Source organism: Bacillus sp. 41-22, assembly GCF_025809295.1.
Classification (GTDB): Bacteria; Bacillota; Bacilli; order Bacillales; family Bacillaceae_G; genus Bacillus_A; species Bacillus_A mycoides.
Genome location: NZ_CP084035.1, coordinates 1,356,370 through 1,381,145, shown reverse-complemented (window position 1 = coordinate 1,381,145; position 24,776 = coordinate 1,356,370). Strand labels below are relative to the sequence as shown.

The following is a 24,776-nucleotide window of genomic DNA, read 5'->3' as shown; positions in this document are numbered from 1 at the left end:
TCCTTAAAATTATTATAACGAAATCATTATGGCATATTTCACATGGTGAAATACAAGTAATTGAAGGTAAAAGTTTCATTTTTCTCTCTCTATAAAAAAATACCCTACAGTGTAGACTTTTTTTCAAGTGTCTATTCTATAGGGTATTGCTGATATTTTATACTTACATAATGAAGAAATAGAATACCGCAGCTAAAATGAAACGATAGTAAGCGAACGGTGTTAGTTTTACACGAGCTAATAATTTTAAGAATGAAACGATTGCAAGCAACGCAACAACGAATGCTGTAATAAATCCAGTTGCAAATAACGGTATATCAGCCGCGCTTAATATATCCCAGCTTTTAATTAAATCTAAGGCACTTGCAGCTACCATCATTGGCACCGCTAGAATAAATGTATATTCCGCTGCCGCTGTATGCGAAACACGTGCTAATAAACCACCACTTATTGTTGATCCAGAACGAGAAAATCCTGGCCAAAGTGCTAAACATTGGAACATTCCGATTGTAAATGCTTGCTTATATGTGATTTCATCTAACGTTCTTGCTGTACTTGGTTTTGAAAACTTCTCAGCAACAATCATTAAAATACCACCAGCTACTAAGCTAATAACAACCGGTCCTGGACCGAATAAAACTTCTTTAATTGCGCTATGGAATAGTACGCCGAGTATGCCGGCAGGAATCATCCCGATAATAATATGTAATAAATTTAAAGATGGTCCATCAGTTACTTTCCCTATTCCAACTAATGACCATAAACGTTTCCAAAATATAACAACAACTGCTAAAATCGATCCCAACTGAATAACAACTTCGAAAACTTTCGCTCTATCGTCTTCAAATCCAATTAAGTGTCCTGTTAAAATCATATGTCCTGTTGATGATACTGGTAAAAACTCTGTTAAACCTTCAACAGCACCCATGATTAATCCAATTAACCAATCAGCCACAAGTAGTGCCTCCTTAATAACGAATATGTAATTTTTTCACACCTTATCATAATACCTTATCCCTTTTCAAAGTGCATCCTTTTTTTATTGATTTCATTTGTTGTATACGCTTATTTCTTTTCTATTTTTTGATTAAATTGTATGATAATAAGAGTTTGTTTTTTACGTTGAAAGGGGATTTTATGAAAGAAACTAATTCATTCTCACAAAAGTTAAAGCAATTTTTATTACTCTTTTTCCCGATTTTTGTAACGCAAATGTCATTATTTGCGATGAGCTTTTTTGATACGACAATGTCAGGACATGCGAGTCCTATTGATTTAGCGGGTGTTGCTATCGGAACAAGTATATGGCTTCCCGTTAGTACCGGCTTAACAGGAATTTTAATGGCTACTACTCCTATTGTTGCACAGCTCGTTGGATCAAAGAAAAAGGAGGACGTTCCCCACATTGTCATACAAGCAGTATATTTAGCAATTTGTGCTAGTTTCGTTGTTATCCTTATCGGATTCTTCGCTGTTTCACCTATTTTAAATGGCATGCAATTAGAAGAACCCGTGGAACGTATTGCAGCACAATTTTTAATTATTATCGCGATTGGAATTATCCCTTTATTTACTTACACCGTTTTACGTGGATTTATTGATGCATTAGGGAAAACTCGAACAACGATGATTATTACATTACTATCATTACCAATTAATGTAGTATTAAATTACTTATTAATTTTTGGTCACTTTGGCTTTCCAAAACTCGGTGGTGTTGGTGCGGCAATCGCTTCTGCAGCAACCTATTGGTGTATTTTAATTATTACGGTTATTATTATTCGTACGAAAGAGCCTTTCGCTTCTTTCAATATCTTTAAACAGTTATACCGCCCTTCCTTTACAATCTGGAAGGAATTCCTGAAACTTGGCGTCCCTATCGGATTTGCTATCTTTTTTGAGACGAGTATTTTCGCTGCGGTAACACTTATGATGAGTAATTTTAGTACGACAACAATAGCAGCACATCAAGCAGCTATGAACTTTGCTTCCTTGTTATATATGACTCCTTTAAGTTTAGCAATGGCAATGACGATAGCCGTTGGATTTGAAGTTGGAGCAAAACGATACAATAATGCGAAACAATATGGATTTATCGGAATTGGGTTAGCCCTTGCTTTCGCTCTTTTATATTCAATCCTTCTTTATTTCTTTGATGATGAAATTGCTTCTATTTATACGACAAATGCAAATGTCCATCATTTAGCTAAAGAATTTCTTATATTCGCGATTTTATTTCAAATTTCAGATGCGATTGCAACTCCAGTACAAGGAGCACTTCGTGGTTATAAAGACGTAAATGTTGCCTTAATTATGACATTAATAGCTTATTGGGTAATAGGTCTACCTCTTGGCTACATGTTAGCAACTTATACTGACTGGGCAGCAAAAGGTTATTGGATCGGTCTTATTATCGGTCTAGCATTTGGAGCAATCTTCCTGCTTATCCGTCTCTTTCAAGTACAAAGAAAATATACAACGCAAAGCAGCCGCTAATGATATAGCGGCTGTTTTCTTCATGCATATTTTTTCTTGTAACGTGTAACATAATGAAAAAGAAAGGTGGATACATATGGACGAAAAACAAAAGAAACAATCATTCGATGAAGAATTCGCCCCTGAAATTTCACCTGGATATCGGCAAGATGTACATAAGCCACCTAAATATAAAAATACTTCTTTTTTAATGGGCATTACCATTTTCGCAGCTGTATTACTCGTGCTCATCATTTTCGTCTATTTTTAAAGAAGGGTGGTCTATTATATGAAGAAACAAGATTCAAATCGTTCAAAAAGAACTGTGAAAACGGAAAAAGGATATGCAGGAGATTCTGTTCATACACTGAAACAAGTTGAGCAAGGAAATTTATACATTGCTCAAAAAGAACTTGGTCAACAAAATGAAAATCTTTAAAGTCCCTCTGCTTCTAGAGGGTTTTTTATTGTACATATTGTTTTTGTTCTAACACCATGAATAAATTATTAACCTTTACAATTTTCATGTCATAATTTAATTTCATTTCACTTCTCTTGCCATTTTCAATACCAGTAACGTACGCTACAGCATGATAGCGAAAACTCTCATCTGTCTCTTCACGTATCTCTTCGTTTGTAAATTTATACTCTAAATCCCGAAAACAGTTTGGGTAATAATTTTCTATTAACTGTTCATACCCTCTATTTACAAATATTTCTTCACCTTTTCGTTTCACATCTTCTTTATTATTAAACTCAAACACTGATAGTTGCGCTGTCACAAAGTGTTCTCCTATCATTTTCATTTCTTTATCAGTTAAAGTTTCTATACTTTTGTTCTTTAATTCCTTATTTAACTCGTAGCGATCTATCGGTTTAAAGGTGGCCAAAACAATCCAAAAGCGATACATAGAGAAATGATTAATATTCTTTTCTTCGTAATGCACCCCACCCTCCTCCATAATGATAGTTATATTTTAACATGTAGAAAGAAAATTCTGATATCATAAAGTGGAATAACCTACCTTTAACTTAGAAACGAGGAACAATTATGGACTCTTACAAACAATATATAAAAGAAGCTCTGCCCGGTCTTTCTATACATTCATATAAACAAAATGAAGAAGGATGGGATAATATAACGGTTATTATAAATGACGAACTACTATTTCGTTTCCCGCGAAAACTTGAATATGCAAACCGAATTCCGTTAGAAAAAGAACTGTGCACAATTCTTTCTCATTTATTACAAGAAATCGAGATTCCTAAGTATCATTTATTGTATAAGAATAATTGTAATACCGTTCCATTTTGTAGCTATTATCCTCTCATTCATGGTGAACCGTTAACAACTGAACTAGTTGCAAAGCTAGAGAAAAAAGAATTGAAAGCAATCATTACACAATTAGCCACTTTCCTTGCGGCTTTACATAGTATTCCTTTAAAACGTACTGAAACGCTAGGGTTCCCTATCGAAAAAACACTTACCTACTGGAAAGAACTACAAACAAAATTAAATCAATATTTTACTAACAGTCTTACTTCATTACAGAAATCAGCCTTAAATCGTTTATTCGAAAATTTTTTTATCTGTATAGCTAAATCTACCTTTCAAAATACAATCATCCATGCTGACTTTACACATCATCACATTTTATTTAACAACTTGAACAAAACCATTTCAGGTGTTATCGATTTTGGAGATGCTCAAATTGGCGATCCCGCTTTTGATTTTGCTGGGCTATATTATGATTTCGGTCGTGAGTTTACTACATCTGTATATGAACAATACAGTGCACTTATTTCTCACCGCGATCCATTACTCATTCACCGCATCACTACCTTTTATCAATACAGCCCTTTACTACATAACCTTATTTATAACATTGAAACAAACAACGAAATAATATTAAAGAAGAATGAAGAACAGCTTAAAGCAATACTACAGGGACGAGATTAAACTCTCTCCCTATACTCTCTCTCCTCATACATCATTAACTTTTTATCCATTTCAACAATAACTTTATACAATTGAAATGCCTGTAAAATTTGCAGTTGAATTCCAAAAGGAGCATTCTGTTCTTTTAACCATTGAAATACTGCCGTTTCATCTTTCATTGATTATTCCTCCCTTTATTAATCTGCTACAAATATACGGTAAATGATGAAAAGCTTTTCATGTCAATAACAAAAAAGAATGCAAATTTGCATCCTTTAATGTACTATATTTTTCTTCTGCTTCGCTTCTTTCTTTACTTCTTCCCTTTGGCATTCACTACGAAACGCACAACTCATACACTCAGAACGAAAATGACGCTCTGTATAGTGCTCAGGTTGTTGCAACATTTCTTTCATTCTAAATAAATCATCCATTCCAGTTATAATATCTTCCTGCTTTGGAATGTACTCATACTTAGTTCCTTCTATTAAATTAATAACTTCAATTTTCCCTGGAAGAATACCGAAAGCTTTATAACTGAATACTGTCATTAGCTTCTGACAAAGAGCAAGCATTTCCTCATCCGCATCGACAACATACTTTTTAATTACAAACGATTCAGCACTCCACTCACCAACTTCAAATGTCAATGACATGTGGACACCTAACTCTTCCATATATGTTTGAAACTTCTCATATAAAAATAACGGCGGTGCCTGACTATCATCCCTTTCAACAAACTGTAATAAGTGATCAGTTAGCTTTGCTAAAACAATATAGTACTCCGCCTTTGAAGCAAACATATTAATCCTTACTTTTTTCCAATACTTTTCTATTAATATTAAAAGTACAATTTTCGTTTGTTGGCCCGCAGGTAGCGTGTAATATTCATTAATAATTTGATTCACAATCATTTGTGCTATTTGTTGCCATTCAAATGAAGAAGGTTCTCTTCTTTTTATATGACGGAAATAAAATTTATGCGGACAACGCATAAAATCATACAAATGGTAATCTGTCATCGTTTTGATTGAGATTTTCTCATGCAATTGCTCTTCATCTCCCTTCTGCCATTAAGAAAGGTGTTTTACGAATTCAGCTCCAAACTGTAAACATTTTTCTACATCTTCATCTTCTGGCGTTAATTCTACTTTCAATCCTTCTAACACAACTGCTGCCCCGCGCTCCTGCAGCTTTTCTATTAAAATATCAACCGCTACCCCGTATTTCGGATAAGCCGAATCACAAGAACCGAATGCAGCTGCTTTTTTACCAGTTAAGTTAATAGAATCCATTGCATCATAAAAATCTAAAAAATCATCAGGAAGATCACCATCTCCCCAAGTATAAGCACCTAAAATAATCCCGTCATATTGCTCTAATATAGAAGCTTCTGGTGTATCCATAATATCAATTACTTCAATCTCATTTTCTGTTTCACGAATCGCACCCGCAATATGGTCAGCCATTTCCTCTGTATTTCCACTCATACTTGCAAAAATCATTACTAACTTACTCAACTGAACCTCTCCTTTTACCTTGTATCTCTTTTTCTGTTTGAAGTGTACTCTTCTCATCTACATATTCAGAACGAATTACATTTCGTTGCCATTCAATATGCTTATCAACATCTTTATTTTTTAATCCCCTTCGTAAAAGGTGAAATGTTTTTCTCATTAAGGTTCCTCATCTGTTTCATTGATAATAATTATCAATTTCAATTATACCATTAGATTAATTGAAATTGATTATCAAAGTCAATAACTATTTTTTAAAAAATAGTTAAAATGTACAAGCTTGTCCGTTAGCTATTCATATACTATAAATGAGCATAGTTCTTTCTCAGCCCTCTCTGACGGAAGAAATAAAAGCAACTGCAATAGAGTGCAGTTGCCTTTTTTTATGCTTTATCAGTTTCTAGTAGTCTTATAGTTGTCTCTAAAAATAGTTCCACTCCATTAATTAAAGCCGATTCATCCACATCAAATTTCGGATGATGATGTGGATAACAAGTATCAATATTTTTATTCCCTGTTCCTAATTTAATGAAACAACCAGGTGCTTTTCTTAAATACGCTGAAAAATCTTCTCCTCCCATAGAAGGTTCAAGATGCACAATACGCTGATTTCCGAACAATTTTATCGCACTTTTTTCTACTATTTTCGTAATGTACTCATTATTAACAACTGGATCATATCCGTAACGATACGTATATGTATAATCTCCCCCATGTGCTTCTGTAATTCCTTTTACAATTTGCTCAATTTTCTCTTTTGCTTCCTCTCTTAATGTTTGATTAAAAGATCGAACAGTTCCCATTAAAGCTGCTGCACTAGGAATGATATTATCGGCCATCCCCCCATGAAATTGTGTAACTGACACTACTCTATGCATAAAAGCACTTGTATTTCTTGATACGATATGTTGTAAATTTGTAATAATTTGTGCTCCGATAGCAATAGGATCTATCGTTTCTTCTGGTCGTGCCGCGTGACCACCCTTTCCTAAAATTTCAATTGTAAATACGTCTGGTGCTGCCATCATAGGGCCATATACAATTCCTATCTTTCCACTTTCTAATCCAGACATAACGTGCAAACCTACTACATAATCGACGCCGTCCATAACACCGGTCTCCACCATTTCTTGTCCACCACCGGGATACACTTCCTCTGCGTGCTGAAAGAACAGACGGATTTCGCCTGCAAAATCTTCCTTCATATTTGCTATCGTCTCTGCTGCACTTAATAAAATAGCTGCGTGAGCATCATGCCCGCATGCATGCATTATTCCTTTATGCACAGACGTATAAGGTTTCCTTGTTTCCTCTTGGATTGGTAAAGCATCTATATCAGCTCGAATCGCAACTACTTTCCCTTGTTGCCTTCCTCTTTTAATTGCTAGCACACTGTACTGCGTTGGTCTTGTTACTTCAAAAGAAGAAAATGAGCATAATGTTTCATATATAAATTGCGAAGTTTCTTTTTCATGAAACGATAATTCCGGATACTTATGGAAATGCCGTCTCCATTTAATGATATTTTCCTCTGAAATAAAACTCCTCCACTCTCTTTTCATAATAATTACCTCCTTTTAAAAGGCTCTATACCTTAAAAATGTACTAAGTACCCAGTGATTATTAACCCACTCCAATTCAGGAATAACAAAACAAATATTATATTTTCCCGCCTTCTCACAATCCACTTTTATACATTCACACAATCCACTTCCTATTTACATGTCAAACCCATTACAAATTCATGCTGAATGTAATATAATTGCTAAGTTAGGGATTTTCTTTTTTAGTATTTAGTGCTAATATCAGAAAAGAGCCTTTTGACTTATTTTTACCTAAAATGTGGGATTTTGTTTTTTTCACAATAATGTAGGACATGATACCTACAAAGAGCTATTATTTCATTAAGCGAGGGAAAGACATGGAAAGATTAAAAGAGATATGGTCTCAACCACTCACACAATGGGTTGCAAAGACGGTTTATTACCTTGCAATTTTATTTGCATTGCTTTGGTTGTATGGATTCCATGATACAAACACAAGTACATTTATTTACAACGAATTTTAGGGTGGGAACGTTATGAAGTTATTAGAACAAATTGAAAAGTGGGCTGTAGAAACGCCTGATCAAAACGCTTTTGTTTGGCGAGATGCGAAAATTACGTACAAACAATTAAAGGAAGATTCTGATGCGTTAGCACATTGGATTTCTTCTGAGTATCCAGATGATCGTTCACCAATTATGGTTTATGGCCATATGCAACCTGAAATGATTATTAACTTTTTAGGTTGTGTAAAAGCTGGACATGCTTACATTCCTGTAGATTTATCTATCCCAGCTGATCGCGTACAACGTATCGCTGAAAATTCTGGTGCGAAATTACTTTTATCAGGAACTGAAGTAACTGTAACTGATTTACCAGTTCGTATCGTAAGTGAAGACAACTTAAAAGATATTTTCTTTACTCATAAAGGGAACATTCCAAATCCTGAACATGCGGTAAAAGGTGATGAGAACTTCTACATTATTTACACATCAGGAAGTACAGGTAATCCGAAAGGGGTTCAGATTACTTATAACTGTCTTGTTAGCTTTACAAAATGGGCTGTAGAAGATTTCAACTTACAAACAGGGCAAGTATTCTTAAACCAAGCACCTTTCTCATTCGATTTATCTGTAATGGATATTTACCCATCATTAGTAACGGGTGGCACACTATGGGCAATCGATAAAGACATGATTGCACGTCCAAAAGACTTGTTTGCTTCTTTAGAGCAATCGGATATACAAGTATGGACTTCGACACCATCTTTCGCAGAAATGTGTTTAATGGAAGCCTCTTTCTCTGAAAGTATGCTACCAAACATGAAAACATTCTTATTCTGCGGTGAAGTGTTGCCAAATGAAGTAGCTAGAAAATTAATTGAGCGTTTCCCGAAAGCAGCAATTATGAATACGTACGGTCCAACAGAAGCTACTGTTGCTGTAACAGGCATTCACGTTACAGAAGAAGTGCTTGATCAATACAAATCACTTCCAGTTGGCTACTGTAAATCAGACTGCCGCCTTCTTATTATGAAAGAAGATGGTACAATTGCACCTGACGGTGAAAAAGGTGAAATCGTAATTGTCGGTCCAAGCGTAAGCGTTGGCTATTTAGGAAGCCCTGAATTAACAGAAAAAGTATTTACCATGATTGATGGTGAGCGTGCCTATAAAACAGGTGATGCTGGCTATGTAGAAAATGGTCTTCTATTCTATAATGGTCGTCTTGATTTCCAAATTAAGCTTCATGGTTATCGAATGGAATTAGAAGAAATCGAACATCATCTTCGCGCGTGTTCTTACGTAGAAGGTGCAGTTGTTGTTCCAATTAAAAAAGGTGAAAAATATGATTACTTATTAGCGGTTGTTGTTCCTGGAGAGCATTCGTTTGAAAAAGAATTCAAATTAACATCTGCAATCAAAAAAGAACTCAATGAGCGATTACCAAATTACATGATTCCACGTAAATTCATGTATCAATCTTCTATTCCAATGACACCAAATGGAAAGGTAGATCGCAAAAAATTATTGAGTGAGGTTACAGCATGACCGCATATGGATCATTTTATTTTTTCGCTATAGTAGGCATTTTATTAATACCTACTATCATAGCTGGATTAAAAGGTAAAATGTTGCGTAAATATAATGCCGTTTTAACATTAGTAATGCTCGTTATTATCTTCTCTGATAAACCGAAGCAAGCAATCATGTTAGCCGCATTTATTATTTGGCAATATGCCCTTATTAAAGGCTATTTAATTTTAAGAAAACAAAATAATAGTACATTCACGTTTTGTATAGCTGTTATTTTATCGATTTTACCGCTTATTTTGGCAAAAATCGCACCGTTTGTACCTGAATTGCATTTTATTGTTTTCGCAGGTATGTCTTACGTAACATTTAGAGCTGTACAGATGGTCTTTGAAGTTCGTGATAATTTAATTAAAGAACTTTCCTTCTTTAATTTCTGGGAATTCGTTTTATTCTTCCCTGCGATTTCAAGTGGACCTATCGATCGTTACCGTAGATTCCAAAAAGATATTCAAAAGCCGCCTAGTGCTGAGGAATATCAAAAGTTACTATATACAGGGATTAACCGTATTTTCCAAGGTTTTCTGTATAAATTTATAATCGCGCACTTGATAACAACATATCTTGTAAAGGCAGTATTCGCCAATCAAGATACACTTTTATCTAATGTGATTTTTATGTACGCTACTAGCATGCAGTTATTCTTTGACTTTGCAGGTTATAGTGCATTCGTAATTGGTATCAGTTACATGATGGGAATTAAAACTCCAGAAAACTTTAATAAGCCATTCCTTAGTCGTAACATTAAAGACTTCTGGAACCGCTGGCATATGAGTTTATCATTCTGGTTCCGTGATTTTATTTACATGCGTTTCGTCTTTTTTGCAACGAAGAAAAAGTTAATTAAGAACCGTTACACAATTTCGTATATCGGTGCATTTTTAAACTTTTTCATTATGGGAATTTGGCACATCCAAGGAAGCGCTGTTGCGCAGTATGTTATTTATGGTCTATATCATGCCGCACTGTTTATTTTATTCGATATTTTCGAACGAAAAAACAAGAAGCATAAGTTTTGGCCAAACAATAAATTTACACACGTCCTTGCGATTGTAATTACGTTCCACGTTGTATGTTTCGGTTTCCTGATCTTCTCTGGACACCTTAACAGATACTTTTAATGCACCCTTCTTATACTATTAAGAAGTTGCACATATAATATATTTCGGATATAAAGGAGATTTTAAAAATGGCAGAATTCAAAGAGCAAGTATTAGATATTTTAGAAGAAGTATGTGAAAACGATATTGTGAAAGAAAACTTAGATGTTCAATTATTTGAAGAAGGTATTCTTGATTCTTTCGCTGTAGTATCTTTATTAGTAGAATTCCAAGAGCGTTTAGAGATTGAAGTTTCTATTTCTGATTTTGACCGCGATGAGTGGGCTACACCAAATATGGTTATTAAAAAGTTAGAAGAAATCCGATGAACAAAGTGAAATTTGGTCCGATGCTTTTAGCATTGGCCCTTTTTGCTGTATTCTTACTTATTCCTACGCGCTTCCTACTCCCACTTTTAAGTGATGAGAAAGTAGAACAAGCTGCGACTTCTTTAAAAGAAGAAAAGATTCAAAGTATGATTTTACAGCAAAAGATGTTAGCAGACCCGAAATATCTTCCGATGTACGGTTCATCGGAATTCGCACGTATGGATGCTTTCCATCCATCGAATTATTTCAAAGTAAAGCCTGAAGGATTCACACCATTCCTACTTGGGCGCGGTGGAACACAAGACCTTGTACATGTATTAAACTTCACATCTACAATGGATCAATTGAAAGATAAGAAAATGATATTCGTTCTTTCTCCGCAATGGTTTGTACCACAAGGTATTGATGAGACACACTTTGCACCTAACTTTTCAAAACAACAAGGATACCACTTCATTTTCAACGATGATTTAAAACCTGAAATGAAAAAACAAATTGCAAAACGCTTATTAAACTTTGAGATTGTTAAAAAAGAAACTTTATTAAAAATTTCGCTTGAAGGTATCGCCTACGATGATACAAAGTATAAAGTAAAAGCACTTGCTGCTAAACCTTTCGCTTATATTTATCGTAACATTCTAGATCGTAAAGATTTATTTACAGTTATGTTTAATATTAAGCCGCATAAAGAACAGCTTGATCCATCATTGAAACAAATGAACTGGGAAGAAGCTCGTAAGCATGCTGATCAAACAGGTGCAGTAGAATCAAGCTCTAACGAATATGGTATCGAAGATGATTACTTCAATAGCAAAATTAAGAAGAAATTAAAACAACGTGAAGGTTACTTAAAAAATGATGCTTATGACCAATCACCAGAATATGAAGATTTACAAATTGTACTTGATTTATTAAAACAATCTGGCGCAAAACCGCTCTTCATTTCTGTTCCTGTAAAAGGTCCTTGGTATGATTACGCTGGCTTCCCGAAAGAAAAACGCGAATTATACTACAATAAAGTTCATGAGCAAATTAAGCAAGCTGGCTATCCAATTGCTGATTTCTCAAATCATGAATATGATAAGTACTTCTTAAAAGATCATATGCACTTAGGTTGGAAAGGCTGGGTTTACATCGACGAAGCTATCCAACAATTTTATAAAGCAAACTAACGAAAAGACCGCTTGAATTATTCAAGTGGTCTTTTTTTATATACATCTTGTAATTGTTCAATTACGTTCTCTGCTTCTTTCATGACACGTTTCACTACGTGCTGAGCTGATTCCGTTCGTGCTAATGATGATGCTTGTCCCGCCCAAAGCGACATATACTCTGCCTTATTTTGCTTCGCTGCTTCTTGACGTATTTTTGAAGTTAATACGTTTTGCACTGGATACATCGGTAAATTCTCTTCTCTTCCTTCATGTTTCTCTATAAATTCATTACGAATACCCCGTGCATATTTCCCGGAAAACGCACGGGTTACCGTTGTACTCGTATCTGTACTATGTAAAATCGCCTCTTTATACACGTCATGCGTAATACTTTCTTCACTCGTTAAAAAGGCTGATCCCATTTGAACAGCTTCTGCCCCTAACGCAAATGCCGCAACAAGCCCTTGCCCATTCATTACACCACCTGCTGCAACAATCGGGATATGAGGTCCTTCCGCTACTAATTGCGGGATTAATGCAAATGTACCAATCATCGCATCTTGTTCTTTCCCAATAAACGTTCCTCTATGCCCTCCTGCCTCGCTACCTTGCCCGACAATAATATCTACCCCTAACTTAGCAAGTGCTTTCGCTTCCGCTACATGGGTAGCTGTTCCGATAACTTTTATCCCTTCCTTTTTCAAATCATCTATTTCTTCTTTTTCTAACGTTTGAAATGCAAAACTAACGACTGGTACCTTTTCCTCTAATAATACTTGTAATTGTTCTTTATAGCTTTTTGGAAGTTTTAAAGTCTTTTCTTCCTCTATACCTAATTCTCTATTCACTCCACTAAGTAATACTTTCGCCTCGTTTACCTTCTCTTCTTCTATCTGTATCTCTTTCGTTAAAAGTAAATTAACACCGAAAGGCTTATTTGTTAGTTCCCTTATTTTATAAATCGCTTCACGGATTTGTTCTGGGCTCATATACCCTGCTCCAAGCGTACCTAATCCTCCGCTATTACTCACAGCTGCAACAAGTTCTGACGTTGTAATCGCTCCTGCCATACCTGCTTGAATGATCGGATACTTAATTTGTAATATATCTATTACTCGACTTGTAAACATCATTTTCCCTCCTACTTTCCCTATACCTTCTTTATATGACATGCTTTCCCCTTCTTTTACAAGGATTGAACTTTCGCTCAAGCGAATATATTGAAAGAGAAGGAGGCTGAGAACAATGATTTATCCAAATGCTTTGCAAAAAGGTGATACAGTAATGATTATTGCACCGTCTGGCCCACCAACACTTGAGAATATATTAAAAGGTGTGAACGTATTACAAGAGATGGGATTATCCGTAATAATTGGAAAGAGTGTTTATGAAAAATATGGATATTTAGCTGGAAGTGATCAAGTTCGTCTTGATGATATACATGAAGCATTTACAAATACTGAGGTCAAAGCAGTCTTTTGTGCACGAGGTGGTTACGGCAGCGCTCGTCTCCTCCCTTACATTCAATATGAAATCATTCAACGGAATCCAAAGATTTTTTGGGGATATAGTGATATTACGGCTTTACATACTGCCTTTTCACGTTATGCGGAGCTGGTTACTTTTCATGGACCAATGATTGAAGAATTAGGAAAAGGTATAGATTCTCTCTCTTTATCTTCTTTCAATCAACTATTCCATCCGTATTCATCTATCTTATATGCATCAGAATGTATCGTACCTACCTCTCCATGTACAGTTACAGGCACATTAGTTGGAGGGAATTTAACTGTGTTAACAAGTATAACTGGCTCGCCCTATGAGATAAATACGTCAAATAAACTTTTATTGCTTGAAGATATTGGTGAAGAACCGTACCGCATTGACCGGATGTTAAATCAACTACTTTTATCTGGACAGTTTAATGAATGCAGCGGCGTTATTTTTACAAGTTGTCACGACTGCAACCCTTCTAAGCCATCTCAATCATTGCAAACAATATTATATGAATATTTCAAGCCATATAATATACCTGTGTTATTCGGTTTACCGATTGGACATATAAGTCCAAATATCGGTATTCCCCTCGGAGCTACAGCAACAATAAATACAACTAACAAAACTGTTTCTATTTCTTCTGGTATAGCCACTCCATGTTCAAATTAAAAAGGAAAAGCTGCTAAGCTTTTCCTTTTACTTATAATAATTAAAGATTCGTCCTGATGCTATCTCTGCAATTTCTTCTGGAATAAATGTTTTACTCATATCTGTTCCAACATTTAATACAGCTGTCGCATCTTTCTCGATGCTACCCAATAATTCTTTTCCACGTATCGTAATAAGGGGTGTACCTTCTGGCAACACATCTTTTACAAATTTCAATTGTGTAAAGAACGGAACGATCCATCTACCCTCTCCTTGGAAATGACGCAAACGAAGTGTTCCTTCCGTTGCCCCGTCTTCTGCTTCAAGTGAACCAGCAACATAAAACTCCGTTGATAAGAGCAATTCATAAAATTCCTTTTGCTTTTGTTTATCATCTCCTGCTAAAACGAGTACTTCTTCTATTTTCTTTACTGGAATTTGCTCCATATGATGCCACCCCTATTTTCAAAATGATTATACTTAGATTATACGAAATATTCTTATTTTTTTCTACATAATTCCACAATTATTTTCTTAAAATAATTTTAAAACACCTTCAGTCGTAACGATTTTGGCAAATTCATCATGTAAGTTTACAAGTGTCATATTGTGAATGTCCTCTGCACTATACTCTGTCCCGTCCAGACCTTTACGATTGAATGTAGCCGTCGCATCGCTCACTAAATACGTTGTAAGCCCTAAATTACCTGCCATCCGTGTTGTAGTCTCCACACAATGATTTGTTGTTAATCCTACAATCACTACCGTATTACAATTTTGTTCTCTTAATTGTTCTTCCAAATTTGTCCCAATGAACGCGCTATTAACGGATTTCTGGATAATTATTTCATCTGGCATTGGTTGCACTTCTTCTTTAAAGTTTACCGTTTCCGCATGTTGATAAAACATCGATTGAACATTTTCTTTATTTACATGTTGAATATGAAAAACTGGTAGTTTTCTTTTTCTCCATTCTTCTAACAAACTTTTCATATTTTCTTCCGCCAAAAGGTTATTCCTCACGCCCCAGTATGGTAAGTTGAATGCTTCCTGTACATCAATGATTATAAGTGCTGCTTGATTAAGCATAATATCCTCCTAATTAATTGGGCTGTAATTGAAACAGAAAACCAAGTTGCTGCGAAGCAGTAATAAAACAAATATAGGCACAAAGCTCTACAATTTCTTTTTCAGTCCAATATTGTTTTAATATATGAAACATATTATCATCTATCGCCTTTTGGTCATGAACAAATGCATGCGCAAAAGTAACGGCTACGCTAATTTCTTCTATTTTTTGTATATCATCCGGCTTTCCCTTTGCCATACAGTACGGACATTCATTCCCAAACGCTAATGTTCTTCTTACTTGCTCCTTTAACTCTACGGAAAGGGCCCCTGTACTATACAGTGTATTCTCTAACGTACTCCACGAATTTAATATATCTGGATTATGACCTAATAATTTTTGAAACTTTGTATCTCCTACATTTGATAATGTAATTCTCTCCATCATTTCCCCTCCTATTTCCTTCTTTTTTATTGTAAAATAAATAAAGTTCACTTTACATTTCATATGAATCTTAATTTTAAATTTTTCTTTACAAAAATTATCATTTTACTGGAGGTATATTTACAAATGCAATTAGACCGTGTTGATCGAAAAATTTTAAATGAATTATATAATGATAGCCGCCTTTCGATGCGTGAATTAGCAAAACGAGTAAACTTATCGGCTCCGTCTACTACAGAACGTGTACGTAAACTTGAAAGTGAGGGGATTATTCAAAAATACACAATCGATATCAATTATAAAAAAGCAGGACTTGTTTTAGATTGTATTTTAGAAATCACTTTAAAAAATGGTGATACAACACGTATGCAACAGTTTATTCAGTCTTATCCATCTGCAAGTTTTTGTTACCGAGTAACAGGAAGCTTATGCTACATTGTAAAAATCTCTGTTCCTTCACTCGTTGAACTTGAAGAATTTATCAATGATGTTTCTTCATATGCAACGACAGTTTCTCATATCGTATTATCAGAAGTAGCTCTTACTCCGGACATTGAACATATATTCCCAGAAGTTTAATTCATCTTTATTCACAAAAAGAGTAAAAACCCCTTACATTAAGAATAAAAATGATATATCATGTATTAAAATACATAAAGTTCGAGAAAGGGGCTTTACATTGAAAATCTGGTTTTATGAAAAAACGGCACAATTAGATGACTTGCTTGGTATTTGGGACAATGTTCCGACCATCCCTCGAATTGGTGAAAAAGTTGAACTTCTAAAAACCGTTCGGATCGTTACAGATATTAAATATGTAAAGAACGGTAATAATTTTCGTGTAGAGATTATTACAAATTAAAAAGTAGCTCTTTAGGAGCTACTTTTTAATTATCTATTATGCGCTTTCTTTATAACAATTTTATCTTCTTCTACAGAAACTGTTACATAATCATTTTCTTCTAACCGAAGCTTATTTACAGCTTCATCAGGTAGTTCTACAGCCATCAATCTATCTGTTACTATCACTTGGCTATATATTTCATTTTCTTCTGATGTATTCACTACTTTTTCTTCATTTATGAAACGAATCGGTGGCACACCAACTTCTTTTACTGTACGCCATTGGTTCCAAGTAAAAGGAATGAACCATAATAAACCGATAATCACAAGACCAATGCCGATCCATAAATTACTTTGTGCTTGTAATTCAGTAATCGAGATTGCGTCACTTCCATCTCCACCTACAAATTGCATACTCGTTGCAATCAAATTATTTAGAGCATGCACAGCAATATTCGTCCATATATTTTTTGTCTTTATGTATAGAAGGCACATAATAACACCGAACATGAAAGCACCGATAACATCAAAATGTCCTAGTCCAAAAATAAGAGAGGATATAATAACCGCTCGTTTAATCCCCCATTTGTAAGCCATTCGCTGTAAGAAAAACCCTCTAAAAATAACCTCTTCCATTATTGGGGCTAATACACATGCTGAAATGAAAGTAAATATCGTCATGTATATGTTACTCGTATTAATTACATTTCCATCTTCTAACATGGTAACTAAGAAATTAGGTAAAGTATGTGCTAAAATATAAAATTGAATTTGGGATATACCGACTGCAAAAATCATTCCCATGATCGTTGCTAATACAATTAACCCCCAATGTAAACGTCCAGGCTTATCAAAAAAACTTTTAAAAACAACATTATTTTTACTTGTTTTTAAATATAGCCACAATAGTGGAAATGCAAAAAATATTGATATTTGTGACAGCAACTCTATCGTATTGTCAGAAGCACCTGATAAATTTAATGGAATCATCGTCAGGAACATCCCTATAATCGTCCATCCAAAAAAACTACGTAGCCTTATACGTGAAAATGCATGTTGCATATTGAACACCTCCAGAGATGATATAAAGTGAAACTTTAATCAGTATTTTATGGGTAGCCCTTCTCCACAAATGGCCGGATAACTAAATTATAATATGAATATAGTTGAAAATCTTCCTATTTTTCTCACTTTATTCCGAATAATATACGTATTAAATTACATAATAACAATCCTATTTGATATACCATATCAATGTTCTTCAACTTAGTTACAATTATGTTCCTAAGTAAATATGTATCTGCCACACTTAAAAGCTACATAAATCAAAAAAGCTGGTTAATAAAAATCCCCGTTAACACGGGGATTTTTCTACTATAATACGTCACGTTTTTGGAATAATACACTTGATGCTACAAGTAATACAGCAAAATATGCAACTACAAGTAATAATGAAGTTGTAAACGTAAATTCTGTAAATGGTGGTTCCATTCCACCGCTTACTAATTTATTACTGTCGTAAACACTTAAATTCAAATGGAAAAACACCACAAATTTCGCTACACCTTTTGCAAACATCATAAGCACCATTGTAATTGCACTTTGTAAGAAGAATAAGAACAACGAAATAATTAATGGTAATACAGAATTTCTAAATACATTAGCTAAGCAAAATGAAAGAGTTGCAAAGAAGAACGGTGAAAGTACTTGATATAAAATGGACTTCATTACGATTCCTAACGTTACTCCTGTTTTACTACCATCCATTACAATCCCGCCAATAATCATTGCGATTAACGTGCTAGCAAATATGATAAATAATATAGTAAGTAACACTGTAATATATTTAGAGAACAAAACTGTAATTCGTTTTCTCGGACGGATTAATAGCTGCTTAATTGTACCTTTTTGGAACTCATCAGTAATTGTACGAGACGCAATCGTAATTCCAAAAATTGTTGCAAATAAGGTAATTAAACCAATCTCTGAACTTACAAAATCTAAATATGATCCTTTAAACTCATTTCCTCCTCCCCATTTCAGCATCGCTAAAACTCCCAAAATCTCCAATGCTGCAATTACACCTATTAAAATGTACATACCTTTTTTCGCATGTAACTTTAAAAATTCATTTTGAATTAATTTAAACATTACGCTTTCACTCCCCCTGTAATCGCTAAGAACTCATCCTCTAACGTTTTATTTTGAACAGTAACACCGTATACGAGTACATCAGCATTCACTAACTGTTTTACAATTTGCGGAATCTCTTCTTTCATTACAGATGCCACAGCTACATTTCCTTGTACTTTACCTTTAATAATTTCGTTCGCTTTTTGAACTTGATCTACTTCAAATGCAACTACAACTGTTTCATCATGCTTCGCTTGTTCATGTAAGTTATACTCTTGTACAAACTCACCTTGCTTTATAATAACTACGCGATCACACATCAATTCAATTTCACTTAATAAATGACTTGATACAATGACTGCAATATTTTCTTCTTTCGCTAATCGTTGTAAATAATCACGAATTTGGCGAATACCAGCTGGATCTAATCCATTTGTCGGTTCATCTAAAATTAAGATTTTCGGCTGATGAAGTAACGCCTGCGCAATTCCTAAACGCTGTTTCATACCAAGTGAGTATGTTTTCACCTTTTTATGAATCGCATGCTCTAATTCAACAAGCTTTACAATTTCAGCGATGCGCTCTTTACTAATTGGGGTAATCGCCATGTTCGCAAAATGCTTTAAATTTTGCATTCCAGTCATATAATCATATAGCTCGGGATTTTCTACAATCGCTCCAATTTGCTCTAGCGCCTTTTCACGCTCTGTGCGAATACTATGACCACAAATTGTAATATCGCCTTCTGTCATAGAAATAAGACCTGTCATCATACGAATTGTCGTCGTCTTACCGCTACCGTTCGGTCCAAGAAACCCGTACACTTCCCCTTCACGAACTTCAAATGATAAACCGCGGATAATTTCTGTTCTACCGATTTTTTTTCGGACATTTTCTAATTTCACTACTACATTTCCCAATGATGATTCCTCCTTTAAACTTCTAGTTTTTTGTCGATGATGCGCCCTGTAACTACTAATAATATAATTGTTAATAAACAGTTAAAACATAGATTTAAAACTGTAATATCTGTACCAGAATAAAATGATGTATTTAAAAAGCCGTTTTGATCTATAAATCCAATATTATTTATGGCAAACACATACTTTTCTATTTGCTGAAAGATATATGTTATTCCCCCATTAAATGCGATAAAAACAACGAATAAGATTACGCAAACAATCTTACTCATCGATGATTTCACATTGAATAGCTTCGTAATTACTATAATTAAATAAATAGAAACTAGCATATTAACAAAATCTAGTCCCCATAAGAAAATAGATAACATATGATGTAATATTCCATAATCATATAAACTGTGGATTGCTTGCTGAACACCTAAATCTGTTTTTCCATTGTAAATATTTAAAGAAAAATAGTATAGAAAAATGATTCCTATTCCTAGCAAAATCATAAAGAGTAGTACACAAAATAAAACATTTGCACATATATACTTTTGTGCTGAAATAGAAGTACAACGTAGCATAGAGTTTTTTAGCATTTTTCGAAAAGACGATATACCTGTTAGAAGAATTGCGAATCCATTTATACCTAGTACGATAAAAAATATAATAATGATTATATCTTGCCTACCTGAAATTCTAGCTCCTGAAACTCCTTTCATATTAAATAAAAGAATTAATGAAACTGTAATAAATCCGAAGTAAATAATGGCTATTTTTCTCTTATTACAATTATACAGATAAAGAAAAAGCTGACTCATTTCTCATAGGCCTCCTTAAACAGCTCATGTACTGCTTTCCCCTTTTGAAATCTTAGTTCTTCCACATTTTCATGCAATATTATTTCTCCATCTTTCAAAAAGATTACTTCATCAAATATATTTTCGATTTCTCTTATTAAATGAGTTGATATAAGCAGCGTACAATCTTCACGATAAAATTTAAGGATTAGCTCAAGTACATGCTCCCTAGAAACGAGATCAATCCCGCCAAGCGGTTCATCCAGTACGTATAACTTCGCTTTTCGAGAAAATGTTAAAATGATTTGCAGCTTCTCAATCATCCCTTTTGACAATGCTTTAATTTTTTCTTCTAACGGTATTTTAAATTCCGTAATCGTATCTACCGCTTTTTGAATATCGAAGTCTTTATAAAAATCTCGATAGAAAAATAAAGAATCTTTTACCGTCATCCAATCATCAAAGACTGGCTTATCAGACATAAATGAAACGATTTCTTTCGTCTCTAATCCTACCTTTTTACCATCTATTGTAATACTACCTTCAGAAGGGTGCTGCAAGCCTGCAATCATTTTCAATAACGTCGTTTTCCCGCTCCCGTTATCTCCAACAAGCCCAACGATTTTCCCTTCTGTAATCTCTATGTTTAACTCACGAATCACTGCTTTTAATCCGTACCGCTTCCATAGATTTTCTATTTTTAATAACTCTGTCATTCGCTCTCCTCCCTTTTCTCATGTAATGAAGAACGAAGGATTGTAAGAATTTCTTCTTCTGAAAAACCTAAATTGTCCATTCCATTTATGAAAGAATGAAGTAATTCTTTCGCCATATCTTTTCGCAGCTCCATAATTTTCTCCCCTTCATTCGTTACATATCGCCCCATTCCTCTACGTGTTACAACAACTCCATCCCGTTCTAGTTCTTGAAATGTGCGTTGAATCGTATTTGGATTTACTTGTAAATCACTCGCTAATTCACGTACGGAGGGAATTTTATCACCAGGCAATAAATGTCCTGTTACAATTTCCTTTTTTATGTATTCCATTACTTGAATGTAAATTGGTGTGTTTGGAGAAAACTCGATTTTCATTTCTCCCCTCCTGTCTTAGTGTGTTAGTTAAATAGTACACCAAGACGAATTATATGTAAATACTTACAACAAAAAATGTAATAAAAAGGCAGTGTAACTTTTCGTTACACTGCCTTCCTGTAATAACATACAGGTAAATCTATTCTAATTTTAGTTTCAATCGTTTGAATTCACATATAACCTTATACAAAATTTATTTTACTTTTACTTGATTTAGCACAGATTTAAACGTATTAATAACTGTATCTACTTCTTCATAACTAATTGTAAGGGATGGTTCAATACGAATTGTTTTTGAGTTAATTAATGTTCCCGCAACAAGAATTCCTTGATCAAACATCGCCTTTGACACTTCATAACCAATCTCGTCTTTATGGAATTCAATCCCAATCATTAAACCTTGACCACGAATTTCAAAGATTTTATCTTCGTGTCCTTCTGCAGCTTGTTTCAATCCATTTAAGAAATACTCCCCAACTTCCATAGCTCGTTCCGGTAATTTCTCTTCCAATAAAACATGGATTGTTGCAATTGCAGCAGCACATGCAAGTGGATTTCCTCCAAATGTTGTTGTGTGCATAAATGGATTTTCAAACCAACTTTTGAATACTGTTTCTTTCGCAACAATAGCTCCCGCTGGCATTACACCTCCACCAAACGCCTTCGCAAGACAAATAATATCCGGCACGACATCATATAATTCTGCAGCAAACATTTTTCCTGTACGTCCCATTCCAGTTTGTACTTCATCAAAGATAAGGAGTGATCCAAACTCATCACAAAGCTCTCGTACTTGTTTCAAATAATTTTCTGGAGGTAAAATAATACCGCCCTCTCCTTGAATTGGTTCTAAAATAACTGCTGCAACATCTTCTCCCACTAATGCACATGTCTCAAATGTTTTTCTCATCATATCAATATCGCCAAACGGAACATGACGGAAACCCGGAATTAATGGTAAAAATGGCTTACGGAACATTCCTTTTGCCGTCCCAGATAAAGCACCAAGGCTCTTACCATGGAAAGCACGCGTTGTAGCAATGAACGTTGTTCGTTCACTATACATTTTTGCTAGTTTTAGTGCTGCCTCCACACTTTCTGTACCACTGTTTGTAAAGAAGGCGTATTTCAAATCACCAGGTGTAATATCCGCTAAAATCTTTGCAAGCATTGCTCGAAGTGGATCCAGTAAATCCTGACTGTGCAATGCTTGACGTTTTAATTGATCTGTCACAGCTTTTACCACTTTCGGATTACGGTGACCAACATTATAAATTCCAAATCCACCTAAACAATCAATATATCTTTTACCGTTAATATCCATGAAACAAGATCCTTCATCTGACCACTCTACTGCTGCAAATTGTCCATCTTTTGTTACTGTTTTTCTATAAGCAAGAAAACCAGGGTTTACATGCTCTCTAAATCCATCTACTGTTTCTTTTTGAATCCAGTTTGCCTCTTCTTCAGTAACCTTTTCTTTTTCAATTAACTGTAGTACTTTCGTAATATACTCATTTACATTTGATTCTTTCTCATTCAATTTATTTTTCACGTTCGTTTCCATCTAATTCACCTCTACATTTTTTTTATTTGCAAACCAACCAATAGGTTCTACTTCTAGATTTATATTAATCTGCTTAATTTCTTGAAATTCTTCTAAACCAAACGTTCCTAGACTACGACCTATACCACTCTGCTTATATCCGCCCCAAGGCGCCTCATTGTATGTTGGGTGATAGCTATTAATCCACGTAATTCCTGCGCGAAGTTTGCGAATCACACGCATTGCTTTTGCACCATCGACTGTAAATACTCCTCCAGCCAAACCATAGTCTGTACCGTTTGCCAACTCAATTGCTTCCTGTTCGTCTTTAAACTTTTGAATTACTACAACAGGACCGAAGATTTCTTCCTGGACAATACGCATATCAGGTTTTACATTGACAAAGACTGTTGGTTCAATAAAGAAACCATCACCTTTTCCATCCTCCATTATTCGTCTACCTCCGCAAGCAACGTTTGCACCTTCGTCTTTCCCAATTTCAATATAACGTAATACTTTTTCCATATGTTCTTGACTTACAAGTGGCCCCATTTCTGATTCTGGATTATCACCAGGCCCAACGTTAATTTGCTGTGCTCGCTCTACAAAACTATTAACAAATTTATCATAAATCTTTTCTTCTACAAGGATTCTTGATCCTGCTGAACATACTTGTCCGCTACCTGCATAAATACCGAATAGAGCATAATCAATAGCGGTCTCAAAATCTGCATCTGCAAAAATAATATTTGGAGATTTCCCTCCAAGTTCTAACGAAATCTTTTTCATATTATCAGCCGCTGTTCTCATAATGTGCTTACCTGTTTTTGTTCCACCTGTAAAGGAAATCATATCCACTTTATTACTCGCTGCAATTTCATTTCCTACTATTGGACCAGCCCCCATTACCATATTGGCAACACCTTTTGGTAGCCCTACTTTTTCAAGGATTTCGAATAGCTTTGTTGCAGTGATTGGTGTCACTTCAGAAGGTTTAAACACAATTGTATTTCCAGCTGCTAAAGCAGGTGCAATTTTCCATACACTCATCAATAGCGGATAATTCCATGGAACAATTAATCCACAAACACCAACTGGCTCTCTTACAACCATCGCTTGCATCGGATCGGCTACATGATATGTTTGACCATCTGGCTTTGTAATCAATCCGGCATAATAGCGAAAACAAGCCGCTGCATCTCCAATATCTCCTTCTGCCTCACGGTACATTTTTCCATTATCCATTGTTTCAAGGTACACTAATTCTTCCATATTTTTATCAATTTCATCTGCTATTTTAAATAAATATGATGCCCTTTCAGCAGTGGATGTTGCTGACCAAATTCCGCTATCGAAAGCCGTTCTTGCCACTTCTATCGCGTATTTTGCATCCTCAATCGTTCCCTCAGGTGCATATGCTATACCCTTGCCATTCGCAGGGTTAATAATCGTTCTTTTCTCTTGATTACTAGACTCTCTCCATTCACCGTTTACATACATTTTTAAATCTAGCACTATATTGAATCCCCCTTCATCGATCGTTTATATATTTATAAGCAATTTTCATGCCAATCTTTAAAATCCAAAGGAATCATACATAAACTGACTATTTTCTTAAAAACAATAAACAATTTATGCACTCTCGCA

At 34.8% G+C, this 24,776-nt stretch carries 30 protein-coding genes and 1 pseudogene; 12 read left to right on the top strand and 19 right to left on the bottom strand.

The annotated features are described in order from the left end of the window. Positions 1-163: 163 nt before the first annotated feature. Positions 164-955 carry a bacitracin resistance undecaprenyl-diphosphatase gene (uppP, locus tag LCF45_RS07055; RefSeq protein WP_002126255.1) on the bottom strand — a complete coding sequence of 264 codons (792 nt, stop codon included), beginning with the start codon at positions 953-955 and terminating at the stop codon, positions 164-166. A gap of 182 nt (positions 956-1,137) precedes the next feature. Between uppP and LCF45_RS07050 the strand changes: the two genes are divergently transcribed. The 3 genes from LCF45_RS07050 to LCF45_RS07040 all read left to right on the top strand — a co-directional run bounded on the left by LCF45_RS07050 (position 1,138) and on the right by LCF45_RS07040 (position 2,914). Then, positions 1,138-2,496, top strand: a complete 1,359-nt coding sequence (locus tag LCF45_RS07050) for an MATE family efflux transporter (protein ID WP_002126252.1) — start codon at positions 1,138-1,140, stop codon at positions 2,494-2,496. Between the two features lie 76 nt (positions 2,497-2,572). Further along, the gene (locus LCF45_RS07045) at positions 2,573-2,746 is read left to right on the top strand and encodes a hypothetical protein (protein ID WP_000343684.1); all 174 of its coding nucleotides are present in this window, start codon (positions 2,573-2,575) and stop codon (positions 2,744-2,746) included. 18 nt (positions 2,747-2,764) lie between these two features. Further along, positions 2,765-2,914, top strand: coding sequence for a hypothetical protein (locus LCF45_RS07040; RefSeq protein ID WP_000743737.1), 150 nt, complete (start codon positions 2,765-2,767; stop codon positions 2,912-2,914). A 25-nt stretch (positions 2,915-2,939) separates the two neighbouring features. On the opposite strand, the pseudogene LCF45_RS07035 reads toward LCF45_RS07040, so the two are convergent. Further along, a pseudogene (locus LCF45_RS07035) lies at positions 2,940-3,427 on the bottom strand (biotin transporter BioY). Between the two features lie 99 nt (positions 3,428-3,526). On the opposite strand from LCF45_RS07035, the gene LCF45_RS07030 reads away from it, so the two are divergent. Further along, on the top strand, positions 3,527-4,435 hold the full coding sequence (locus LCF45_RS07030; RefSeq protein WP_002186336.1) for an aminoglycoside phosphotransferase family protein: 909 nt from the start codon (positions 3,527-3,529) through the stop codon (positions 4,433-4,435). On the opposite strand, the gene LCF45_RS07025 is transcribed toward LCF45_RS07030, so the two are convergent. From LCF45_RS07025 to LCF45_RS07005, 5 genes are all read right to left on the bottom strand, one after another. Beyond that, positions 4,432-4,593, bottom strand: coding sequence for a hypothetical protein (locus tag LCF45_RS07025; RefSeq protein WP_215560999.1), 162 nt, complete (start codon positions 4,591-4,593; stop codon positions 4,432-4,434). The genes LCF45_RS07030 and LCF45_RS07025 overlap by 4 nt on opposite strands. Positions 4,594-4,689: 96 nt before the next feature. Continuing rightward, positions 4,690-5,463 (bottom strand): hypothetical protein, encoded by a 774-nt coding sequence (locus LCF45_RS07020; protein ID WP_002140953.1) that lies wholly within the window; start codon positions 5,461-5,463, stop codon positions 4,690-4,692. A gap of 24 nt (positions 5,464-5,487) precedes the next feature. After that, positions 5,488-5,934 (bottom strand): flavodoxin, encoded by a 447-nt coding sequence (locus LCF45_RS07015; RefSeq protein WP_002086759.1) that lies wholly within the window; start codon positions 5,932-5,934, stop codon positions 5,488-5,490. After that, positions 5,927-6,091, bottom strand: a complete 165-nt coding sequence (locus tag LCF45_RS07010; protein ID WP_002011628.1) for a hypothetical protein — start codon at positions 6,089-6,091, stop codon at positions 5,927-5,929. Before LCF45_RS07010 ends, LCF45_RS07015 begins: the two co-directional genes overlap by 8 nt. Positions 6,092-6,314: 223 nt before the next feature. Beyond that, positions 6,315-7,493 carry an amidohydrolase gene (locus LCF45_RS07005; protein WP_215560998.1) on the bottom strand — a complete coding sequence of 393 codons (1,179 nt, stop codon included), beginning with the start codon at positions 7,491-7,493 and terminating at the stop codon, positions 6,315-6,317. A gap of 359 nt (positions 7,494-7,852) precedes the next feature. Here LCF45_RS07005 and LCF45_RS07000 point away from each other — a divergent pair, with 359 nt between their 5' ends. The 5 genes from LCF45_RS07000 (at position 7,853) to dltD (ending at position 12,169) form a co-directional block, all read left to right on the top strand. Continuing rightward, a complete protein-coding gene (locus LCF45_RS07000) occupies positions 7,853-7,999 on the top strand; it encodes a teichoic acid D-Ala incorporation-associated protein DltX (protein WP_002011626.1) in 147 nt (48 codons plus the stop codon). A 12-nt stretch (positions 8,000-8,011) separates the two neighbouring features. Then, positions 8,012-9,526, top strand: a complete 1,515-nt coding sequence (gene dltA, locus LCF45_RS06995; RefSeq protein ID WP_002126236.1) for a D-alanine--poly(phosphoribitol) ligase subunit DltA — start codon at positions 8,012-8,014, stop codon at positions 9,524-9,526. Beyond that, positions 9,523-10,689: a D-alanyl-lipoteichoic acid biosynthesis protein DltB gene (gene dltB, locus LCF45_RS06990; protein ID WP_002126234.1), complete on the top strand. Its 1,167-nt coding sequence runs from the start codon at positions 9,523-9,525 to the stop codon at positions 10,687-10,689. The genes dltA and dltB overlap by 4 nt, the downstream gene beginning before the upstream one ends. A 68-nt stretch (positions 10,690-10,757) precedes the next feature. Further along, complete coding sequence (gene dltC / locus LCF45_RS06985; protein ID WP_002011622.1) at positions 10,758-10,997, top strand: D-alanine--poly(phosphoribitol) ligase subunit DltC; 240 nt, start codon at positions 10,758-10,760, stop codon at positions 10,995-10,997. Beyond that, entirely contained in the window at positions 10,994-12,169 is a 1,176-nt protein-coding gene (gene dltD / locus LCF45_RS06980) for a D-alanyl-lipoteichoic acid biosynthesis protein DltD (RefSeq protein ID WP_002126231.1), read from the top strand. The genes dltC and dltD overlap by 4 nt, the downstream gene beginning before the upstream one ends. Positions 12,170-12,186: 17 nt before the next feature. Here dltD and LCF45_RS06975 read toward each other — a convergent pair whose 3' ends face one another. Then, entirely contained in the window at positions 12,187-13,323 is a 1,137-nt protein-coding gene (locus LCF45_RS06975) for an NAD(P)H-dependent flavin oxidoreductase (RefSeq protein WP_263894720.1), read from the bottom strand. Positions 13,324-13,396: 73 nt separating this feature from the next. Here LCF45_RS06975 and LCF45_RS06970 point away from each other — a divergent pair, with 73 nt between their 5' ends. Continuing rightward, positions 13,397-14,317 carry a S66 peptidase family protein gene (locus LCF45_RS06970; protein ID WP_263894719.1) on the top strand — a complete coding sequence of 307 codons (921 nt, stop codon included), beginning with the start codon at positions 13,397-13,399 and terminating at the stop codon, positions 14,315-14,317. Positions 14,318-14,344: 27 nt separating this feature from the next. On the opposite strand, the gene LCF45_RS06965 is transcribed toward LCF45_RS06970, so the two are convergent. The 3 genes from LCF45_RS06965 to LCF45_RS06955 form a co-directional block, all read right to left on the bottom strand. After that, positions 14,345-14,743, bottom strand: a complete 399-nt coding sequence (locus tag LCF45_RS06965) for an SseB family protein (RefSeq protein WP_002126226.1) — start codon at positions 14,741-14,743, stop codon at positions 14,345-14,347. 87 nt (positions 14,744-14,830) lie between these two features. Continuing rightward, positions 14,831-15,385, bottom strand: a complete 555-nt coding sequence (locus LCF45_RS06960; RefSeq protein ID WP_002126225.1) for a cysteine hydrolase family protein — start codon at positions 15,383-15,385, stop codon at positions 14,831-14,833. Positions 15,386-15,398: 13 nt separating this feature from the next. Continuing rightward, positions 15,399-15,812, bottom strand: a complete 414-nt coding sequence (locus LCF45_RS06955) for a carboxymuconolactone decarboxylase family protein (protein WP_170935223.1) — start codon at positions 15,810-15,812, stop codon at positions 15,399-15,401. Between the two features lie 123 nt (positions 15,813-15,935). On the opposite strand from LCF45_RS06955, the gene LCF45_RS06950 reads away from it, so the two are divergent. Further along, positions 15,936-16,388, top strand: coding sequence for an Lrp/AsnC family transcriptional regulator (locus tag LCF45_RS06950; RefSeq protein ID WP_002030598.1), 453 nt, complete (start codon positions 15,936-15,938; stop codon positions 16,386-16,388). A 100-nt stretch (positions 16,389-16,488) separates the two neighbouring features. Next, positions 16,489-16,671, top strand: a complete 183-nt coding sequence (locus LCF45_RS06945; protein ID WP_000707108.1) for a DUF3913 family protein — start codon at positions 16,489-16,491, stop codon at positions 16,669-16,671. 29 nt (positions 16,672-16,700) lie between these two features. Here the strand turns inward: LCF45_RS06945 and LCF45_RS06940 are convergent, their stop codons facing one another. From LCF45_RS06940 to LCF45_RS06905, 8 genes are all read right to left on the bottom strand, one after another. Then, entirely contained in the window at positions 16,701-17,714 is a 1,014-nt protein-coding gene (locus tag LCF45_RS06940; protein WP_033730617.1) for a CPBP family intramembrane glutamic endopeptidase, read from the bottom strand. A gap of 312 nt (positions 17,715-18,026) precedes the next feature. Beyond that, complete coding sequence (locus LCF45_RS06935; RefSeq protein WP_002126217.1) at positions 18,027-18,803, bottom strand: ABC transporter permease; 777 nt, start codon at positions 18,801-18,803, stop codon at positions 18,027-18,029. Further along, entirely contained in the window at positions 18,803-19,705 is a 903-nt protein-coding gene (locus LCF45_RS06930) for an ABC transporter ATP-binding protein (protein ID WP_002030591.1), read from the bottom strand. The genes LCF45_RS06935 and LCF45_RS06930 overlap by 1 nt, the downstream gene beginning before the upstream one ends. Positions 19,706-19,719: 14 nt before the next feature. Beyond that, positions 19,720-20,511, bottom strand: a complete 792-nt coding sequence (locus LCF45_RS06925) for a hypothetical protein (RefSeq protein WP_002126215.1) — start codon at positions 20,509-20,511, stop codon at positions 19,720-19,722. Next, complete coding sequence (locus tag LCF45_RS06920; protein WP_002126214.1) at positions 20,508-21,206, bottom strand: ABC transporter ATP-binding protein; 699 nt, start codon at positions 21,204-21,206, stop codon at positions 20,508-20,510. Before LCF45_RS06920 ends, LCF45_RS06925 begins: the two co-directional genes overlap by 4 nt. After that, positions 21,203-21,583 (bottom strand): GntR family transcriptional regulator, encoded by a 381-nt coding sequence (locus LCF45_RS06915; protein ID WP_002126211.1) that lies wholly within the window; start codon positions 21,581-21,583, stop codon positions 21,203-21,205. The genes LCF45_RS06920 and LCF45_RS06915 overlap by 4 nt, the downstream gene beginning before the upstream one ends. A 193-nt stretch (positions 21,584-21,776) precedes the next feature. Then, positions 21,777-23,150: a putrescine aminotransferase gene (locus LCF45_RS06910; RefSeq protein ID WP_002168835.1), complete on the bottom strand. Its 1,374-nt coding sequence runs from the start codon at positions 23,148-23,150 to the stop codon at positions 21,777-21,779. After that, positions 23,151-24,644 carry an aldehyde dehydrogenase family protein gene (locus tag LCF45_RS06905; protein ID WP_033730619.1) on the bottom strand — a complete coding sequence of 498 codons (1,494 nt, stop codon included), beginning with the start codon at positions 24,642-24,644 and terminating at the stop codon, positions 23,151-23,153. Positions 24,645-24,776: the final 132 nt, after the last annotated feature.

Excerpts from the sequence above, each read along its gene's own strand:
- LCF45_RS07045 (WP_000343684.1), top strand. The coding sequence starts at position 2,573 with ATGGACGAAAAACAAAAGAAACAATCATTCGATGAAGAATTCGCCCCT.
- LCF45_RS06950 (WP_002030598.1), top strand. The coding sequence starts at position 15,936 with ATGCAATTAGACCGTGTTGATCGAAAAATTTTAAATGAATTATATAAT.
- LCF45_RS06940 (WP_033730617.1), bottom strand. The coding sequence starts at position 17,714 with ATGCAACATGCATTTTCACGTATAAGGCTACGTAGTTTTTTTGGATGG.
- LCF45_RS06975 (WP_263894720.1), bottom strand. The coding sequence starts at position 13,323 with ATGTCATATAAAGAAGGTATAGGGAAAGTAGGAGGGAAAATGATGTTT.
- LCF45_RS06970 (WP_263894719.1), top strand. The coding sequence starts at position 13,397 with ATGATTTATCCAAATGCTTTGCAAAAAGGTGATACAGTAATGATTATT.
- LCF45_RS07050 (WP_002126252.1), top strand. The coding sequence starts at position 1,138 with ATGAAAGAAACTAATTCATTCTCACAAAAGTTAAAGCAATTTTTATTA.
- dltD (WP_002126231.1), top strand. The coding sequence starts at position 10,994 with ATGAACAAAGTGAAATTTGGTCCGATGCTTTTAGCATTGGCCCTTTTT.
- LCF45_RS06955 (WP_170935223.1), bottom strand. The coding sequence starts at position 15,812 with ATGATGGAGAGAATTACATTATCAAATGTAGGAGATACAAAGTTTCAA.
- LCF45_RS06915 (WP_002126211.1), bottom strand. The coding sequence starts at position 21,583 with ATGAAAATCGAGTTTTCTCCAAACACACCAATTTACATTCAAGTAATG.
- dltC (WP_002011622.1), top strand. The coding sequence starts at position 10,758 with ATGGCAGAATTCAAAGAGCAAGTATTAGATATTTTAGAAGAAGTATGT.
- LCF45_RS06935 (WP_002126217.1), bottom strand. The coding sequence starts at position 18,803 with ATGTTTAAATTAATTCAAAATGAATTTTTAAAGTTACATGCGAAAAAA.
- LCF45_RS06920 (WP_002126214.1), bottom strand. The coding sequence starts at position 21,206 with ATGACAGAGTTATTAAAAATAGAAAATCTATGGAAGCGGTACGGATTA.
- LCF45_RS06965 (WP_002126226.1), bottom strand. The coding sequence starts at position 14,743 with ATGGAGCAAATTCCAGTAAAGAAAATAGAAGAAGTACTCGTTTTAGCA.
- LCF45_RS07030 (WP_002186336.1), top strand. The coding sequence starts at position 3,527 with ATGGACTCTTACAAACAATATATAAAAGAAGCTCTGCCCGGTCTTTCT.
- LCF45_RS07005 (WP_215560998.1), bottom strand. The coding sequence starts at position 7,493 with ATGAAAAGAGAGTGGAGGAGTTTTATTTCAGAGGAAAATATCATTAAA.
- LCF45_RS06960 (WP_002126225.1), bottom strand. The coding sequence starts at position 15,385 with ATGCTTAATCAAGCAGCACTTATAATCATTGATGTACAGGAAGCATTC.
- LCF45_RS06910 (WP_002168835.1), bottom strand. The coding sequence starts at position 23,150 with ATGGAAACGAACGTGAAAAATAAATTGAATGAGAAAGAATCAAATGTA.
- LCF45_RS07025 (WP_215560999.1), bottom strand. The coding sequence starts at position 4,593 with ATGAAAGATGAAACGGCAGTATTTCAATGGTTAAAAGAACAGAATGCT.
- LCF45_RS07010 (WP_002011628.1), bottom strand. The coding sequence starts at position 6,091 with ATGAGAAAAACATTTCACCTTTTACGAAGGGGATTAAAAAATAAAGAT.
- LCF45_RS07000 (WP_002011626.1), top strand. The coding sequence starts at position 7,853 with ATGGAAAGATTAAAAGAGATATGGTCTCAACCACTCACACAATGGGTT.
- LCF45_RS07040 (WP_000743737.1), top strand. The coding sequence starts at position 2,765 with ATGAAGAAACAAGATTCAAATCGTTCAAAAAGAACTGTGAAAACGGAA.
- dltB (WP_002126234.1), top strand. The coding sequence starts at position 9,523 with ATGACCGCATATGGATCATTTTATTTTTTCGCTATAGTAGGCATTTTA.
- LCF45_RS06925 (WP_002126215.1), bottom strand. The coding sequence starts at position 20,511 with ATGAGTCAGCTTTTTCTTTATCTGTATAATTGTAATAAGAGAAAAATA.
- dltA (WP_002126236.1), top strand. The coding sequence starts at position 8,012 with ATGAAGTTATTAGAACAAATTGAAAAGTGGGCTGTAGAAACGCCTGAT.